This window comes from Streptomyces sp. NPDC027672 (assembly GCF_055566335.1).
In genome coordinates this window covers 206,005-221,528 of the sequence record NZ_JBVHSO010000001.1, presented here as the reverse complement: position 1 = coordinate 221,528, position 15,524 = coordinate 206,005, and the positions used below count along the sequence as shown (strand labels likewise).

At 70.7% G+C, this 15,524-nt stretch carries 15 protein-coding genes; all 15 read left to right on the top strand.

What is annotated here, in order from left to right:
* The first annotated feature begins 48 nt into the window (after positions 1-48).
* The 15 genes from rho (at position 49) to atpA (ending at position 15,520) form a co-directional block, all read left to right on the top strand.
* The gene (gene rho, locus ACZ4SV_RS00950; RefSeq protein WP_468000457.1) at positions 49-2,067 is read left to right on the top strand and encodes a transcription termination factor Rho; all 2,019 of its coding nucleotides are present in this window, start codon (positions 49-51) and stop codon (positions 2,065-2,067) included.
* Positions 2,068-2,411: 344 nt separating this feature from the next.
* Entirely contained in the window at positions 2,412-3,542 is a 1,131-nt protein-coding gene (locus ACZ4SV_RS00945) for an LCP family protein (protein WP_468000455.1), read from the top strand.
* A 227-nt stretch (positions 3,543-3,769) separates the two neighbouring features.
* A complete protein-coding gene (gene rpmE, locus ACZ4SV_RS00940; RefSeq protein ID WP_316748526.1) occupies positions 3,770-3,994 on the top strand; it encodes a 50S ribosomal protein L31 in 225 nt (74 codons plus the stop codon).
* Positions 3,995-4,103: 109 nt separating this feature from the next.
* Entirely contained in the window at positions 4,104-5,171 is a 1,068-nt protein-coding gene (prfA, locus tag ACZ4SV_RS00935) for a peptide chain release factor 1 (RefSeq protein ID WP_468000453.1), read from the top strand.
* A gap of 34 nt (positions 5,172-5,205) precedes the next feature.
* Positions 5,206-6,051, top strand: coding sequence for a peptide chain release factor N(5)-glutamine methyltransferase (gene prmC, locus ACZ4SV_RS00930; RefSeq protein ID WP_365880327.1), 846 nt, complete (start codon positions 5,206-5,208; stop codon positions 6,049-6,051).
* 52 nt (positions 6,052-6,103) lie between these two features.
* The gene (locus ACZ4SV_RS00925) at positions 6,104-6,751 is read left to right on the top strand and encodes an L-threonylcarbamoyladenylate synthase (protein ID WP_365880325.1); all 648 of its coding nucleotides are present in this window, start codon (positions 6,104-6,106) and stop codon (positions 6,749-6,751) included.
* On the top strand, positions 6,748-7,425 hold the full coding sequence (locus ACZ4SV_RS00920) for an arsenate reductase/protein-tyrosine-phosphatase family protein (RefSeq protein WP_468000450.1): 678 nt from the start codon (positions 6,748-6,750) through the stop codon (positions 7,423-7,425). Before ACZ4SV_RS00925 ends, ACZ4SV_RS00920 begins: the two co-directional genes overlap by 4 nt.
* Before the next feature lie 89 nt (positions 7,426-7,514).
* Positions 7,515-8,753, top strand: coding sequence for a serine hydroxymethyltransferase (locus ACZ4SV_RS00915; protein WP_468000448.1), 1,239 nt, complete (start codon positions 7,515-7,517; stop codon positions 8,751-8,753).
* 128 nt (positions 8,754-8,881) lie between these two features.
* A complete protein-coding gene (locus tag ACZ4SV_RS00910; RefSeq protein ID WP_468000446.1) occupies positions 8,882-10,279 on the top strand; it encodes an MraY family glycosyltransferase in 1,398 nt (465 codons plus the stop codon).
* A 301-nt stretch (positions 10,280-10,580) separates the two neighbouring features.
* A complete protein-coding gene (locus ACZ4SV_RS00905) occupies positions 10,581-11,021 on the top strand; it encodes a hypothetical protein (RefSeq protein WP_365872076.1) in 441 nt (146 codons plus the stop codon).
* Between the two features lie 210 nt (positions 11,022-11,231).
* The gene (gene atpB / locus ACZ4SV_RS00900; RefSeq protein WP_468000444.1) at positions 11,232-12,068 is read left to right on the top strand and encodes a F0F1 ATP synthase subunit A; all 837 of its coding nucleotides are present in this window, start codon (positions 11,232-11,234) and stop codon (positions 12,066-12,068) included.
* 73 nt (positions 12,069-12,141) lie between these two features.
* A complete protein-coding gene (locus ACZ4SV_RS00895; protein WP_018544514.1) occupies positions 12,142-12,390 on the top strand; it encodes an ATP synthase subunit c family protein in 249 nt (82 codons plus the stop codon).
* 37 nt (positions 12,391-12,427) lie between these two features.
* Positions 12,428-12,973 carry a F0F1 ATP synthase subunit B gene (locus ACZ4SV_RS00890; RefSeq protein WP_365872080.1) on the top strand — a complete coding sequence of 182 codons (546 nt, stop codon included), beginning with the start codon at positions 12,428-12,430 and terminating at the stop codon, positions 12,971-12,973.
* The gene (locus ACZ4SV_RS00885; RefSeq protein WP_365872082.1) at positions 12,970-13,785 is read left to right on the top strand and encodes a F0F1 ATP synthase subunit delta; all 816 of its coding nucleotides are present in this window, start codon (positions 12,970-12,972) and stop codon (positions 13,783-13,785) included. Before ACZ4SV_RS00890 ends, ACZ4SV_RS00885 begins: the two co-directional genes overlap by 4 nt.
* Before the next feature lie 142 nt (positions 13,786-13,927).
* On the top strand, positions 13,928-15,520 hold the full coding sequence (gene atpA, locus ACZ4SV_RS00880; protein ID WP_365872084.1) for a F0F1 ATP synthase subunit alpha: 1,593 nt from the start codon (positions 13,928-13,930) through the stop codon (positions 15,518-15,520).
* Positions 15,521-15,524 lie beyond the last annotated feature (4 nt).

The following is a 15,524-nucleotide window of genomic DNA, read 5'->3' as shown; positions in this document are numbered from 1 at the left end:
GGTCGCCGAGCCAGACAGGCCGACGTCCGCTCCAGGGAAGGACCCTTCGTGAGCGACACCACCGATCTGATGGGCGCACGTGTCGAGGAGACCGCTGCCGCGCCCGCCACGGACGCCTCCGCGCCTGCCACCGGTGCCGGCTCCCGGCGGCGCCGCGGTACCGGCCTCGAGGGCATGGTGCTGGCCGAGCTGCAGCAGGTCGCCTCGGGCCTCGGGATCAGGGGCACCGCGCGGATGCGCAAGAGCCAGCTGATCGAGGTCATCAAGGAGGCGCAGGCCGCCGGGGGCGCCCCCGCCGCCGCCAAGGCCGACACCGCCGCCGAGACCAAGCCGAAGCGCCGGGCCACCTCGCGGACCCGCACCGGCGAGGAGACCGCCGAGAAGAAGGCGGACAAGGCCGCTGCGGCCCCCGCCGAGAAGGCCGCGGCCCAGCAGCAGATCGAGATCCCCGGCCAGCCGGGCACCACCCGCGACGCCGAGCGCGGGGCGGACGACGCCCCGGGCGAGCGGCGCCGCCGCCGGGCCACGGCCGACGCCGGCAGCCCGGCCGCGAACGGCACCGAGACCGTCGCCGCCGAGGCCAAGAGCGAGCCGAAGGCCGAGACGCCCGCGCAGCAGCCCCAGCAGGGCGAGGCCGCCAAGGGCGACGCCGGTGACGGCGACGGCCGTGGCCGCCGCGACCGCCGCGAGCGCGGCCGGGACCGTGACCGCGACCGGGACCGCGACCGCGACCGCCGTGGCAAGGGCGACGAGCAGCAGGGCGGCCAGCAGCGTCAGCAGCAGGGCCAGCAGGGCGGCCGTCAGGACAGCCGGCAGGACGACGACGACTTCGAGGGCGGCCGGCGTGGCCGTCGCGGCCGGTACCGGGACCGCCGGGGCCGCCGCGGCCGTGACGAGATCGCTCCCGAGCCGCAGCTCGCCGACGACGACGTCCTGATCCCGGTCGCGGGCATCCTGGACATCCTCGACAACTACGCCTTCATCCGGACCTCCGGCTACCTGCCCGGTCCGAACGACGTGTACGTCTCCCTCGCCCAGGTCCGCAAGAACGGCCTGCGCAAGGGCGACCACGTCACCGGCGCGGTCCGTCAGCCCAAGGAGGGCGAGCGCCGCGAGAAGTTCAACGCGCTGGTCCGGCTGGACTCCGTCAACGGCATGGCGCCCGAACACGGCCGCGGCCGCCCGGAGTTCAACAAGCTGACCCCGCTCTACCCGCAGGACCGGCTCCGCCTGGAGACCGACCCGGGCGTGCTCACCACCCGGATCATCGACATGGTCTCGCCGATCGGCAAGGGCCAGCGCGGTCTGATCGTGGCCCCGCCGAAGACCGGCAAGACCATGATCATGCAGGCGGTCGCCAACGCGATCACGCACAACAACCCCGAGTGCCACCTGATGGTCGTCCTCGTCGACGAGCGTCCGGAAGAGGTCACCGACATGCAGCGGTCGGTGAAGGGCGAGGTCATCTCCTCGACCTTCGACCGCCCGGCCGAGGACCACACCACCGTCGCCGAGCTGGCCATCGAGCGGGCCAAGCGGCTGGTGGAGCTGGGCCACGACGTCGTCGTGCTGCTCGACTCGATCACGCGTCTGGGCCGTGCCTACAACCTGGCCGCGCCTGCCTCCGGCCGCATCCTGTCCGGTGGTGTCGACTCGACCGCGCTCTACCCGCCGAAGCGGTTCTTCGGTGCCGCGCGCAACATCGAGGACGGCGGCTCGCTGACCATCCTCGCCACGGCTCTCGTGGACACCGGGTCCCGCATGGACGAGGTGATCTTCGAGGAGTTCAAGGGCACCGGCAACATGGAACTGAAGCTGGACCGCAAGCTGGCGGACAAGCGGATCTTCCCGGCGGTGGACGTGGACGCGTCCGGTACCCGTAAGGAGGAGATCCTGCTCGGCAACGAGGAACTGGCCGTGGTCTGGAAGCTCCGCCGGGTGCTGCACGCGCTGGACCAGCAGCAGGCGATCGAGCTGCTCCTCGACAAGATGAAGCAGACCAAGTCGAACGGCGAGTTCCTGATGCAGATCCAGAAGACGACGCCGTCGCCGGGCAACGGCGACTGACCGAGCCCTTCGGCACACGCGCGGCCGCCCCCCGTCCACCAGCGACGGGGGGCGGCCGTCCGCCGTTCACCGGGGCTTGCGCAAGCGAGATGTTCACCACAGCGCAGGTGCCGTGCGCCGGTGCGCGGCCGTTCCGCCCGTGGAGACGAAACCGCAGGTGAGCGCCGTACGCCCGGATACCGTCGCTACGCAGCGTGCACAGCGCGGCACGCGAGGGCCACCGTGCGTTGTGCAACCCTTTCCCGAGTTTCCCCGTCTGACCGGGCGGAGCGACGATGGAGCGGTGACGACCGCGCCCGACCCTGACCGCAGGGGGTACCCGACCACCGAGACCTAGGAGCGATGTGGCCGCCGAGAGCACGCCCGCCATAACCGAGCCGGGCCCGACCGGGCCCCGCCGCCGGGGCAAGGGGCGCCGCCGCAAGGCCCCCAGCGCGGGCCGCAAGGTCCTGCGCGCGACGGCCTGGACGGCCGCGGGCATCGTCGTGCTGGGCGGCACCGGTGTGGGGTACGTGTACTTCAAGCTCAACGGCAACCTGCACAGCGTCGACCTCAACCAGGCCCTCGGCGCCGACCGGCCCACGAAGGTCGACAACGGCTCCGAGAACATCCTGGTCCTCGGCTCGGACACGCGCGCCGGCAACAACAAGAAGCTGGGCGGCGGCGCGGACGACGGCAGCGCCCGCTCCGACACCGCGATGATCGTCCACGTCTACGAGGGCCACCAGCGGGCCGGCGTGGTCTCCATCCCGCGCGACACCCTCGTCGACCGGCCCGAGTGCACCGACACCCGGGGCACCAGCCACCCGGCCGCCTCCGGCGTGATGTTCAACGAGGCGTACTCCACCGGCGGCGCGGCCTGCGCGGTGAAGACCGTGGAGTCCCTCACCGGCATCCGCATGGACCACTACCTGGAGGTCGACTTCGACGGCTTCCAGCAGCTCATCGACGACCTCGGCGGCGTCCGGCTCACCACCACCAAGGACATCCGCGACCCGCAGAGCCACCTCGACCTCACGGCCGGTCCGCACACGCTGGACGGCCGGCAGGCGCTCGGCCTGGTCCGCACCCGGCACGGCGTGGGCGACGGCTCCGACCTGGGCCGCATCCAGCTCCAGCAGGCGTTCATCAAGGCGCTGATCGACCAGGTCAAACACGTCGGCGTGTTCACCGACCCGAAGCGGCTCTACCACCTCGCCGACACCGCGACCAAGGCCGTCACCACCGACTCCGACCTCGGTTCGGTCAACTCGCTGATCGACTTCGCGGACGGCCTCAAGGGCATCGGCCCGTCCCATATGAAGATGGTCACGATGCCGGTGCAGTACGACCCGGCCAACCCCAACCGCGTCCTGCTGGACACGGCCAAGGCCCAGCTCGTCTGGAACGCGCTGCGCAGCGACCGGCCGATCCCTGAGGCGGCGACCCGGGGCACGGCCACCGGCGAGGCCAAGAACGTCGTCAGCGCCCCCTGAGAAAGCCCGGGCAGCCGCCCGACCAGCGACGACGCGCCCGCACCCGCCCACGGCGGGCCCCCGGCACCCCGGCCGGCGCCCCCGCCGCCCGCCCGCAGGAATAGAACGGCCGCACCCCCGGTTTGGGAGGATGGCACCAGTCCTGGCAGACTGGTACGTCGGCTCCGGTTCACGCTCCCGCATCCCGCGGCGGCGACCCGGCGCCCTCCCGAAACCTAGGAGACACCTTGAAGCGCGACATCCACCCCGCGTACGTCGAGACGCAGGTCAGCTGCACCTGCGGCGCGTCGTTCACCACCCGCAGCACCATCGAGTCCGGCGCCATCCGGGCCGAGGTCTGCTCCGAGTGCCACCCGTTCTACACGGGCAAGCAGAAGATCCTCGACACCGGTGGCCGTGTGGCCCGCTTCGAGGCCCGCTTCGGCAAGGCTGCCGCCGGCTCCAAGAAGTAGCGAGCCCCATTTCGCCGGTCCACGGTCCCACCCTGTTCCCGGGGGTGTGCCCGGGACCGGCGTTTTTGGTCGCCCGCCCTTCCCGTCACCGCAGTATCAGGAGCCCAAGATGTTCGAGGCCGTCGAGGAACTCGTCGCCGAGCACGCCGACCTGGAGAAGAAGCTCGCCGACCCGTCGGTCCACTCCGACCAGGCGCACGCGCGCAAGCTGAACAAGCGCTACGCCGAGCTGACCCCGATCGTCGCCACGTACCGCTCCTGGAAGCAGACCGGTGACGACGTCGCGACCGCGCGCGAGCTGGCCGTCGACGACCCCGACTTCGCCGCCGAGGTCAAGGAGCTGGACAAGCAGCGCGAGGAGCTGACCGAGAAGCTGCGCCTGCTGCTCGTGCCGCGCGACCCGAGCGACGACAAGGACGTCATCCTGGAGATCAAGGCGGGCGCGGGCGGCGACGAGTCGGCGCTGTTCGCCGGCGACCTGCTGCGGATGTACCTGCGCTACGCCGAGCGCGTCGGCTGGAAGACCGAGATCATCGACGCCACCGAATCCGAGCTGGGCGGCTACAAGGACGTCCAGGTCGCGGTGAAGGCCCGCGGGCAGATCGAGCCCGGCCAGGGCGTCTGGGCCCGGCTGAAGTACGAGGGCGGCGTGCACCGCGTGCAGCGCGTCCCGGCGACCGAGTCCCAGGGCCGCATCCACACCTCCGCGGCCGGTGTCCTCGTCACCCCCGAGGCCGAGGAGGTCGACGTCGAGATCAACCCGAACGACCTGCGCATCGACGTCTACCGGTCCTCCGGGCCGGGCGGCCAGTCCGTGAACACCACCGACTCCGCCGTGCGCATCACCCACCTGCCGACCGGTGTCGTCGCCTCCTGCCAGAACGAGAAGAGCCAGCTCCAGAACAAGGAGCAGGCGATGCGTATCCTGCGCTCCAGGCTGCTCGCCATGGCACAGGAGGAGGCGGAGCGGGAGGCCGCCGACGCCCGCCGCAGCCAGGTGCGCACCGTCGACCGCTCCGAGAAGATCCGCACCTACAACTTCCCGGAGAACCGCATCTCCGACCACCGCGTCGGCTTCAAGGCGTACAACCTGGACCAGGTCCTGGACGGCGAACTCGACGCGGTGATCCAGGCCTGCGTCGACGCCGACTCGGCGGCGAAACTGGCCGCCGCGTAAGACCGTACCGACGAGTACGACACGGAGGACTCGCGTGAACCTGCTGCTCGCCGAGGTGGCCCAGGCCACCCAGCGGCTGGCCGACGCCGGTGTGCCCTCGCCGCGCAACGACGCGGAGGAGCTGGCCGCGTTCGTGCACGGCGTGAAGCGCGGTGAACTGCACTCCGTGAAGGACGCCGACTTCGACGCCCGGTACTGGGAGGTCATCGCCCGGCGCGAGCAGCGCGAGCCGCTCCAGCACATCACCGGACGGGCCTACTTCCGCTACCTGGAGCTCCAGGTCGGCCCCGGGGTGTTCGTGCCCCGGCCGGAGACCGAGTCCGTGGTGGGCTGGGCGATAGACGCGGTGCGCGCCATGGACGTCGTGGAGCCCTGCATCGTCGACCTGTGCACCGGGACCGGCGCCATCGCGCTCGCCCTCGCCCAGGAGGTGCCGCGCTCGCGCGTGCACGCCGTGGAGCTGTCCGAGGACGCCCTGGTGTGGACCCGCAAGAACGTGGCCGGCTCCCGCGTCGACCTGCGCCAGGGCGACGCGCTCACCGCCTTCCCCGACCTCGACGGCCAGGTCGACCTGGTCATCTCCAACCCGCCGTACATCCCGCTCACCGAGTGGGAGTACGTCGCGCCCGAGGCCCGCGACTACGACCCGGAGATGGCGCTGTTCTCCGGCGAGGACGGCCTCGACCTGATCCGCGGCATCGAACGCACCGCGCACCGGCTGCTGCGCCCCGGCGGGGTCGTCGTGATCGAGCACGCCGACACCCAGGGCGGCCAGGTGCCGTGGATCTTCACCGAGGAGCGGGGCTGGGCCGACGCGGCCGACCACCCGGACCTCAACAACCGGCCACGGTTCGCCACCGCCCGCAAGGCGCTGCCGTGACCGTCCCGACGACCTACCACCCGCAGTACGTGTACGAGGAGGCCCGCTAGTTATGGCACGGCGATACGACACCAACGACGCGACCGACCGCGCGACGGGTCTGCGCGAGGCCGCGTCCGCCGTCCGCCGGGGCGAGCTGGTGGTGCTGCCGACCGACACGGTGTACGGCATCGGCGCCGACGCGTTCTCCGGCCAGGCCGTCGCCGACCTGCTCGACGCCAAGGGCCGCGGCCGCAACATGCCCACGCCCGTCCTCATCGGCTCCCCGAACACCCTGCACGGCCTGGTCACGGACTTCTCCGAGCTGGCCTGGGAACTGGTCGACGCGTTCTGGCCGGGCGCCCTGACGCTCGTCGCCCGGCACCAGCCGTCCCTCCAGTGGGACCTCGGCGACACCCGGGGCACGGTCGCCGTGCGCATGCCGCTGCACCCGGTCGCCATCGAACTGCTCACCGAGGTCGGCCCGATGGCCGTCTCCTCGGCGAACCTCACCGGCCACCCCGCGCCGGAGGACTGCGACGCCGCGCAGCAGATGCTCGGCGACTCCGTCTCCGTCTACCTCGACGGCGGCCCCACCCCGGGCAACGTCCCGTCGTCCATCGTGGACGTCACCCGCGAGGTGCCGGTCCTGCTGCGCGCGGGCGCGCTCTCCGTGGAGGAGCTGCGCAAGGTCGTACCCGACCTCGAGGTGGCGAATTGACGGCCCCTGAGGCGGGGCGTGGCATAGCTGCCCGGGGCTGGAGCGCGGAGGAGACGACCACGTTCGGGTTTCCCCGCGACACCTTCCGCATCCTGCACGTCAGCACCGGCAACGTGTGCCGCTCGCCCATCACCGAGCGGCTGACGCGGCACTTCGTCGCGGAGCGGCTCGGTGTGCTCGGCGGCGGGCTGATCGTGGAGAGCGCGGGCACCTGGGGCCACGAGGGCGCGCCGATGGAGTCGCACGCGGAGACCGTGCTGGCCGAGTTCGGCGCGGACGCCACCGGCTTCGTCGGCCGCGAGCTGCTGGACGAGCACGTGATCCGGGCCGACCTGGTGCTCACCGCCACCCGCGACCACCGCGCCCAGGTCATCTCCATGGGCCACTCGGCGGGGCTGCGCACCTTCACCCTGAAGGAGTTCACCCGCCTGGTCCGGGCGATAGATCCGGCCACGCTGCCGCCGCTGGAGGACGGGGTGGTCATGCGGGCCCGGGCGCTGGTGCGCGCGGCGGCGGCGCTGCGCGGCTGGCTGCTCGCCCCGACCGCCGAGGCGGACGAGGTGTACGACCCGTACGGCGCGCCGCTGACCTTCTTCCGGTCCATCGGCGACGAGATACGGGACGCGCTGGACCCGGTGGTGACGGCGCTGACGGGCGTACCCGCGCACACCTGACCGGACGCGCCCGGCCGTGACGGCCGCGCGGGCGCCGCACCCCGGGCCTACATTGGGGTTACGTCACCGTCGACCGCCCGGAGTCCGCCATGCCGGTCAGCACCGCCCACGACACCGATGTCCTGCGGCGGCAGGACCCGGCGATGGCCGAAATCCTCCTGGCCGAGCTGGAGCGGCAGTCGACCACGCTCCAGCTCATCGCCGCCGAGAACTTCTGCTCGCCGGCGGTGCTCGCCGCCCTGGGCTCGGCGCTCGCCAACAAGTACGCCGAGGGCTATCCGGGCGCCCGGCACCACGGCGGCTGCGAACTCGCCGACATCGCCGAGCGCACCGCCGTCGACCGGGCCAAGGCCCTGTTCGGCGCCGGCCACGCCAACGTCCAGCCGCACTCGGGCTCCTCGGCCGTGCTGGCCGCCTACGCGGCCCTGCTGCGCCCCGGCGACACGGTCCTCGCCCTCGGCCTGGCCCACGGCGGCCACCTCACCCATGGCTCGCCGGCCAACTTCTCCGGCCGCTGGTTCGACTTCGTGGGCTACGGCGTCGACGCGGAGACCGGGCTGATCGACCACGACCAGGTGCGTCACCTGGCGCGAAACCATCGGCCCAAGGCCATCGTGTGCGGTTCCATCGCCTATCCCCGGCATCCCGACTACGCCTTCTTCCGGGCGGTCGCCGACGAGGTCGGGGCGTATCTGATCGCGGACGCGGGCCATCCGATCGGGCTGGTCGCCGGGGGAGCGGCGCCGAACCCGGTGCCGTACGCCGACATCGTGTGCGCCACCACCCACAAGGTGCTGCGCGGCCCGCGCGGCGGGATGATCCTGTGCGGGCCGGAACTGGCCGAGCGCGTCGACCGGGCCGTGTTCCCGTTCACCCAGGGCGGCGCCCAGATGCACACCATCGCCGCCAAGGCCGTCGCGTTCGGCGAGGCGGCGACGCCCCTGTTCGCCGGCTACGCCCACCGGGTGGTGGCCAACGCGCGCGTGCTGGCCGGCCGGCTGGCCGCGGAGGGACTGGCCGTCGTCACCGGCGGCACCGACACCCATCTGATCACCGCGGACCCGGCCCCGCTCGGCGTGGACGGCCGCGGTGCGCGCGCCCGGCTCCTCGCGGCCGGCCTGGTGCTGGACTGCTGTGTGCTGCCGCACGGCGACGGCCGGGGCCTGCGCCTGGGGACGGCCGCGGTGACCACGCAGGGGATGGGGGAGCCGGAGATGGAGCGGATCGCGGCCCTGCTCGCGGCCGTGCTGCGCGGGGAGACCGAGCCCGCCGGGGCGCGCGCGGAAGTGCGTGCGCTCACCGGCCGGTTCCCGCCGTATCCCGGCTGAGCGGGGGTAGCCGGACGGTGTGCACAGCCACACGTGCAACCATCATCCCTACCCGGCAGTCCTCATCCATATGCGTCCGTCGCTAGGGTGTGGGGCTGTGATGGCCAGCGAGACCTGTGGGGAAGCCCGTGCGTGAATACCTGCTGACGCTCTGCATCACGGCCGCGGTGACGTATCTGCTGACAGGGCCGGTACGGAAGTTCGCGATCGTGGCCGGGGCGATGCCGGAGATCCGGGCCCGGGACGTGCACCGGGAACCCACTCCGCGGCTCGGCGGTATCGCCATGTTCTTCGGCCTGTGCGCGGGCCTGCTGGTCGCGGACCACCTGACGAACCTGAACGAGGTCTTCGCCAAGTCCAACGAGCCGCGGGCGCTGCTCTCCGGTGCCGCGCTGATCTGGCTGATCGGCGTCCTGGACGACAAGTTCGAGATCGACGCGCTGATCAAGCTGGGCGGCCAGATGATCGCCGCGGGCGTGATGGTCATGCAGGGTCTGACGATCCTGTGGCTGCCCATCCCGGGCGTCGGCAACGTCGCGCTGACCCAGTGGCAGGGCACGCTGCTGACGGTGGCCCTGGTGGTCATCACCATCAACGCGGTGAACTTCGTGGACGGCCTGGACGGTCTCGCGGCCGGCATGGTGTGCATCGCCGCGGGCGCGTTCTTCCTGTACGCCTACCGGATCTGGTACTCGTACGGCATCGAGGCCGCCGCGCCCGGCACGCTGTTCGCGGCCATCCTGATGGGCATGTGCCTGGGCTTCCTGCCGCACAACATGCATCCGGCGCGCATCTTCATGGGCGACTCGGGCTCGATGCTGATCGGCCTGGTGCTGTCGGCGGGCGCGATCTCGATCACCGGCCAGGTGGACCCGGACGCCCTCGCCCTGTTCACGGGCTCGGAGAAGGCGGCGGTCCACCAGACGGTCCCGGTCTACATCCCGCTGCTGCTGCCGCTGACCATCATCGCCGTGCCGGCCGCCGACCTGGTGCTGGCGATCGTCCGCCGCACCTGGCGCGGCCAGTCCCCGTTCGCCGCCGACCGCGGCCATCTGCACCACCGCCTGCTGGAGATCGGCCACTCGCACAGCCGGGCGGTGCTGATCATGTACTTCTGGTCGGCGCTGATCGGCTTCGGGGCGCTGGCGTACTCCGTCAACTCGGCGTCCATGTGGATCGTGCTGGGCGTGGTCTTCCTGAGCGCGGTCGGCCTGGGTCTGCTGCTGCTCCCGCGCTTCACCCCGCGCGTACCGCTGTGGGCCCAGCGCTTCGTCCCGCCGCGCTACCGCCGGCGCGGGATCGGCGCCGGGACGGCCGGCCCGGCGGTTCCGGAACCCGACGAGACCGCGGGAGCAGCCGACCCCGAGGGTGCCGGCGGCACCGGCGGCACCGAGGGCGCCGGGGACTCTTCGAGCGCCGGCGAGGGCGGGCCGAGCGACGGCCGGACCGCCGTGCCGGCCGGGGTGCCGGGGGTCAACGGGGCCACGGCGATCGGCGCCCGATCGCGTTTCGTCGGCCGCCGCTGAGGCGGCCAAGGTAAGAATCTGACTAGAGCATTGCCAACTCGTGGGGGAGCAAAGACCCCCAATACCAGACAAGAGGGCGCGGTTTCTGCACAGACGTGCACTGTCACTCTCATGTGTGACAGCGAGCACACCCAGCAGGTAAAGACCTCATCAAATAGTTTGTGATACGGTTCACGAGAACCCGGGATAGAGCCGAAGGACCGACTGCGACGGTCCGTTGGCGTGAGGTCTCGACCACTCCGCCCGGGACTACGCTCGTCCATGACGACACCCTGCCCCCTGTGAAAGCGGAGTTGCCGCCATGCCGTCCAATGACGCCCGGATCCTGACCCAGGCCGCCGTGCCCACGGCTGCCGTCGGCGCTGTCACCGCCGTCGTCAGCGCTGTGGTCGCCGGTGGCAAGGGAGCGATCGGGGCCGTCGTGGGGACGCTGGTGGTGATCGTGTTCATGGGACTCGGTCTCTACGTGCTCCAGCGCACCGCCAAATCCTTTCCCCAGCTGTTCCAGATGATGGGCCTGATGCTCTACGCGGCCCAGCTTCTGCTGCTGGTCATCTTCGTCGCGCTGTTCAAGAACACGACGCTGTTCAACCCCCGCGCCTTCGCCATCGCGCTCGTGGTCACCACCCTCGCGTGGATCGCCGCGCAGACGCGTGCCCACCTGAAGGCGAAGATCCTCTACGTCGATCCCGAGGCCTCGTCGAAGGGCGGCAAGCCCGAGAAGACAGGGCACTCGTCGTGAGAGGTAGGGCCGGGATAAAGGCGCACGAGAGATGCTGCTATCGTCCGGTGCCAACTGCGGCATCGCGGGCGCGGGCATCTGAGCTGACGCCTGCTCATTCGCGAGGCGAGATGCCCCACAGCCGCCCCCACATCCGTAACACCAGTCCCGTGCCGACCCGCGGCAGCAGGCCGCGCCGACACAACGAGGTTGCCGTACCTATGCGCCACGATGAAGGAGCCCGCGGTGAGTGCTGACCCGACGCAGACGCTCGCTTTCGACACGAGCTGCCACCTGTTCGACGGGTGCGGCTTCCCGGCTCCGGGCCTGCACTCGTTCCTGTTCAAGCCGCTCTGGGGCGACGCGGACAGCAACTTGTACTTCAACAAGACGATGCTGCTGGCGCTCCTCGGTTCCATCATCATCGTGGGCTTCTTCTGGGCCGCCTTCGCCAAGCCGAAGCTGGTCCCGGGCAAGCTCCAGCTGGTGGCCGAGGCCGGTTACGACTTCGTCCGCCGCGGCGTCGTCTACGAGACCATCGGCAAGAAGGAAGGCGAGAAGTACGTCCCGCTCGTCGTCTCGCTCTTCTTCTTCGTCTGGATGATGAACCTCTGGTCGATCGTCCCGGTCGCCGCCTTCCCGGTGACGGCGATCATCTCGTACCCGGCCGTCCTGGCCGGCATCGTGTACATCATCTGGGTCTCGCTGACGTTCAAGCGGCACGGCTTCGTCGGCGCCTTCAAGAACTTCACCGGCTACGACAAGACGCTCGGCCCGGTGCTGCCGCTGTCGATGACGATCGAGTTCTTCTCGAACCTCCTCGTCCGGCCCTTCACCCACGCCGTGCGACTGTTCGCGAACATGTTCGCCGGTCACACGCTGCTGCTGCTCTTCACGATCGCCAGCTGGTACATGCTGAACGGCATCGGCATCGCCTACTCCGGTGTCTCGTTCGTCATGGTCATCGTGATGACCGCCTTCGAGCTCTTCATCCAGGCTGTCCAGGCGTACGTCTTCGTACTGCTGACCTGCAGCTACATTCAGGGCGCGCTCGCCGAGCACCACTGAGCCCCCCGACTTACTCACCCAGACATCCGGTGGCCAACCCCCACCGGTCATTGAAAGAGAAGGAAGAACCGGCATGTCCGCTCTCGAAACCCTTGCCGCCGGCGTCCAGATCAAGGGCAACCTCGGCTCCATCGGTTACGGTCTCGCCGCCATCGGCCCGGGCGTCGGCGTCGGCATCATCTTCGGCAACGGTACGCAGGCCCTGGCCCGTCAGCCCGAGGCGGCCGGTCTGATCCGCGCCAACCAGATCCTGGGCTTCGCCTTCTGTGAGGCGCTCGCCCTGATCGGTCTGGTCATGCCGTTCGTCTACCCGGCCTCCTGACCCGACCGCCGCGCACCAATAGACGAAAGGCACTGATATGAGCCCCCTGGTTCAGCTGGCGGCTGAGGAGGCCGAGAACCCCCTCATCCCGCCGATCCCAGAGCTCGTCATCGGCCTGATCGCCTTCGTCATCGTCTTCGGCTTCCTCGCCAAGAAGCTCCTCCCGAACATCAACAAGGTTCTGGAAGAGCGCCGCGAAGCCATCGAGGGCGGTATCGAAAAGGCCGAGGCCGCGCAGACCGAGGCCCAGAGCGTCCTTGAGCAGTACAAGGCCCAGCTCGCCGAGGCCCGGCACGAGGCCGCGCGCCTGCGCCAGGAGGCGCAGGAGCAGGGTGCCGCGCTCATCGCCGAGATGCGGGCCGAGGGCCAGCGGCAGCGCGAGGAGATCGTCGCCGCCGGTCACGCCCAGATCGAGGCCGACCGCAAGGCCGCAGCGTCCGCGCTGCGCCAGGACGTCGGCCGGCTCGCCACCGACCTGGCCGGCAAGCTGGTCGGCGAGTCCCTCGAGGACCACGCCCGCCAGAGCCGTGTGATCGACCGCTTCCTCGACCAGCTTGAGGAGAAGGCCGAGGCCACGCGATGAACGGAGCGAGCCGCGAGGCCCTGGCAGCCGCACGGGAGCGTCTCGACGCGCTGACGGACTCCACGTCCGTGGCCGCCGCGCAGCTCGCCGACGAGCTGGCGGCCGTCACCGCGCTGCTCGACCGCGAGGCCGGACTGCGCCGGGCCCTCACCGACCCGGCGCAGCCCGCGGAGGCGAAGGCCCAGCTGGTCCTGCGTCTGATCGGCGGCCAGGTCGGCGGCGCGACCGTCGACCTGGTGTCCGGGCTGGCCCGGTCCCGCTGGTCGCAGCCGCGTGACCTGGTGGACGCGTTGGAGGAGCTGGCGGACATCGCCGACCTCACGGCCGCGGAGCAGACCGGCACCCTCGACGACGTCGAGGACGAGCTGTTCCGGTTCGGCCGGATCGTCTCCTCCAGCACCGGTCTGCGCGCCGCGCTCACCGACCGCGCCGCCGGCACCTCGGCCAAGTCCGAGCTGCTGCACCGGCTGCTGGGCGGGCGGGCCAAGCCGGCCACCGAGCGTCTGGTGACGCGTCTGGTGACCGCGCCGCGCGGACGTAGCCTGGAAGCGGGACTGGAGTCCCTGTCCCGGCTGGCCGCGGAGCGCCGCAACCGCATGGTCGCCGTCGTCACCTCGGCGGTGCCGCTGAGCGACGGGCAGAAGGAGCGCCTCGGCGCCGCCCTGACCAAGCTCTACGGCCGTCGGATGCACCTGAACCTCGACGTCGACCCTGAGGTCGTCGGCGGGATCCGGGTGCAGGTCGGTGACGAGGTCATCAACGGCTCGATCGCGGACCGGCTGGACGAGGCCGCCCGTCGCATGGCGAGCTAGAGCAGCACCTCGGATATTTCGAAAAAGCAGTACGTACTTACGGCCCTGGTTGGGCCGTGCAGAGGATTCACCTCCTGTTGGGGGGAGTCCCCATCCCCCCAAAGTGAAACTTCGGGCCCAACAAGGAGAGCAGGGAACCCAGATGGCGGAGCTCACGATCCGGCCGGAGGAGATCCGGGACGCGCTGGAGAACTTCGTCCAGTCGTACAAGCCGGACGCGGCCTCGCGCGAGGAGGTCGGTACGGTCACCGTCGCCGGCGACGGTATCGCCAAGATCGAGGGTCTGCCCTCGGCCATGGCGAACGAGCTGCTGAAGTTCGAAGACGGCTCCCTCGGTCTCGCGCTGAACCTGGAAGAGCGCGAGATCGGCGCGGTCGTGCTGGGCGAGTTCAGCGGCATCGAGGAGGGACAGCCGGTCACGCGGACCGGTGAGATCCTCTCCGTCGCGGTCGGCGAGGGCTACCTCGGCCGTGTCGTCGACCCGCTCGGCAACCCGATCGACGGCCTCGGCGAGATCGACACCGACAGCCGCCGCGCCCTCGAGCTGCAGGCCCCCACGGTCATGCAGCGCAAGTCGGTGCACGAGCCGATGGAGACGGGCTACAAGGCCGTCGACGCGATGACCCCGATCGGCCGTGGCCAGCGTCAGCTGATCATCGGTGACCGCCAGACCGGCAAGACCGCCCTGGCCGTCGACACGATCATCAACCAGCGCGACAACTGGCGCTCGGGCGACCCGAAGAAGCAGGTCCGCTGCATCTACGTCGCCATCGGCCAGAAGGGCTCCACCATCGCCGGCGTGCGCCGCGCGCTGGAGGAGAACGGCGCGCTGGAGTACACGACCATCGTCGCCGCCCCGGCGTCCGACCCGGCCGGCTTCAAGTACCTGGCGCCGTACACCGGTTCGGCCATCGGCCAGCACTGGATGTACCAGGGCAAGCACGTCCTGATCATCTTCGACGACCTGTCGAAGCAGGCCGACGCCTACCGCGCCGTGTCGCTGCTGCTGCGCCGCCCGCCGGGCCGTGAGGCCTACCCGGGTGACGTCTTCTACCTGCACTCCCGGCTGCTGGAGCGCTGCGCCAAGCTGTCCGACGAGGAGGGCGCGGGTTCCATGACCGGTCTGCCGATCGTGGAGACCAAGGCCAACGACGTCTCGGCGTTCATCCCGACCAACGTCATCTCCATCACCGACGGCCAGTGCTTCCTGGAGTCGGACCTGTTCAACGCCGGTCAGCGTCCCGCGCTGAACGTCGGTATCTCCGTCTCCCGAGTCGGTGGTTCCGCGCAGCACAAGGCGATGAAGCAGGTCTCCGGCCGCCTCCGTGTCGACCTCGCCCAGTTCCGTGAGCTGGAGGCGTTCGCCGCCTTCGGTTCCGACCTGGACGCGGCCTCGAAGGCCCAGCTGGAGCGCGGTCAGCGCATGGTCGAGCTGCTGAAGCAGGACCAGTACCAGCCGATGTCCACCGAGGACCAGGTCGTTTCCGTCTGGGCCGGCACCACCGGCAAGATGGACGAGGTGCCGGTCGCCGACATCCGCCGCTTCGAGAAGGAGCTGCTGGAGCACCTGCACCGCAAGGAGCAGGGCCTCATGACCTCCATCCGCGAGGGCGGCAAGATGTCCGACGACACCCTCACGGCCATCGCCGACGCGATCGCGGACTTCAAGAAGCAGTTCGAGACCTCGGACGGCAAGCTGCTCGGCGAGGACACTCCTGCCGCTGCCGCCAAGTGACGTA

Coding starts and splice junctions, on each gene's coding strand:
- prfA (WP_468000453.1), top strand. CDS start 4,104: ATGTTCGAGGCCGTCGAGGAACTCGTCGCCGAGCACGCCGACCTGGAG.
- ACZ4SV_RS00925 (WP_365880325.1), top strand. CDS start 6,104: ATGGCACGGCGATACGACACCAACGACGCGACCGACCGCGCGACGGGT.
- ACZ4SV_RS00915 (WP_468000448.1), top strand. CDS start 7,515: ATGCCGGTCAGCACCGCCCACGACACCGATGTCCTGCGGCGGCAGGAC.
- ACZ4SV_RS00905 (WP_365872076.1), top strand. CDS start 10,581: ATGCCGTCCAATGACGCCCGGATCCTGACCCAGGCCGCCGTGCCCACG.
- atpB (WP_468000444.1), top strand. CDS start 11,232: ATGAAGGAGCCCGCGGTGAGTGCTGACCCGACGCAGACGCTCGCTTTC.
- ACZ4SV_RS00895 (WP_018544514.1), top strand. CDS start 12,142: ATGTCCGCTCTCGAAACCCTTGCCGCCGGCGTCCAGATCAAGGGCAAC.
- ACZ4SV_RS00890 (WP_365872080.1), top strand. CDS start 12,428: ATGAGCCCCCTGGTTCAGCTGGCGGCTGAGGAGGCCGAGAACCCCCTC.
- ACZ4SV_RS00885 (WP_365872082.1), top strand. CDS start 12,970: ATGAACGGAGCGAGCCGCGAGGCCCTGGCAGCCGCACGGGAGCGTCTC.
- atpA (WP_365872084.1), top strand. CDS start 13,928: ATGGCGGAGCTCACGATCCGGCCGGAGGAGATCCGGGACGCGCTGGAG.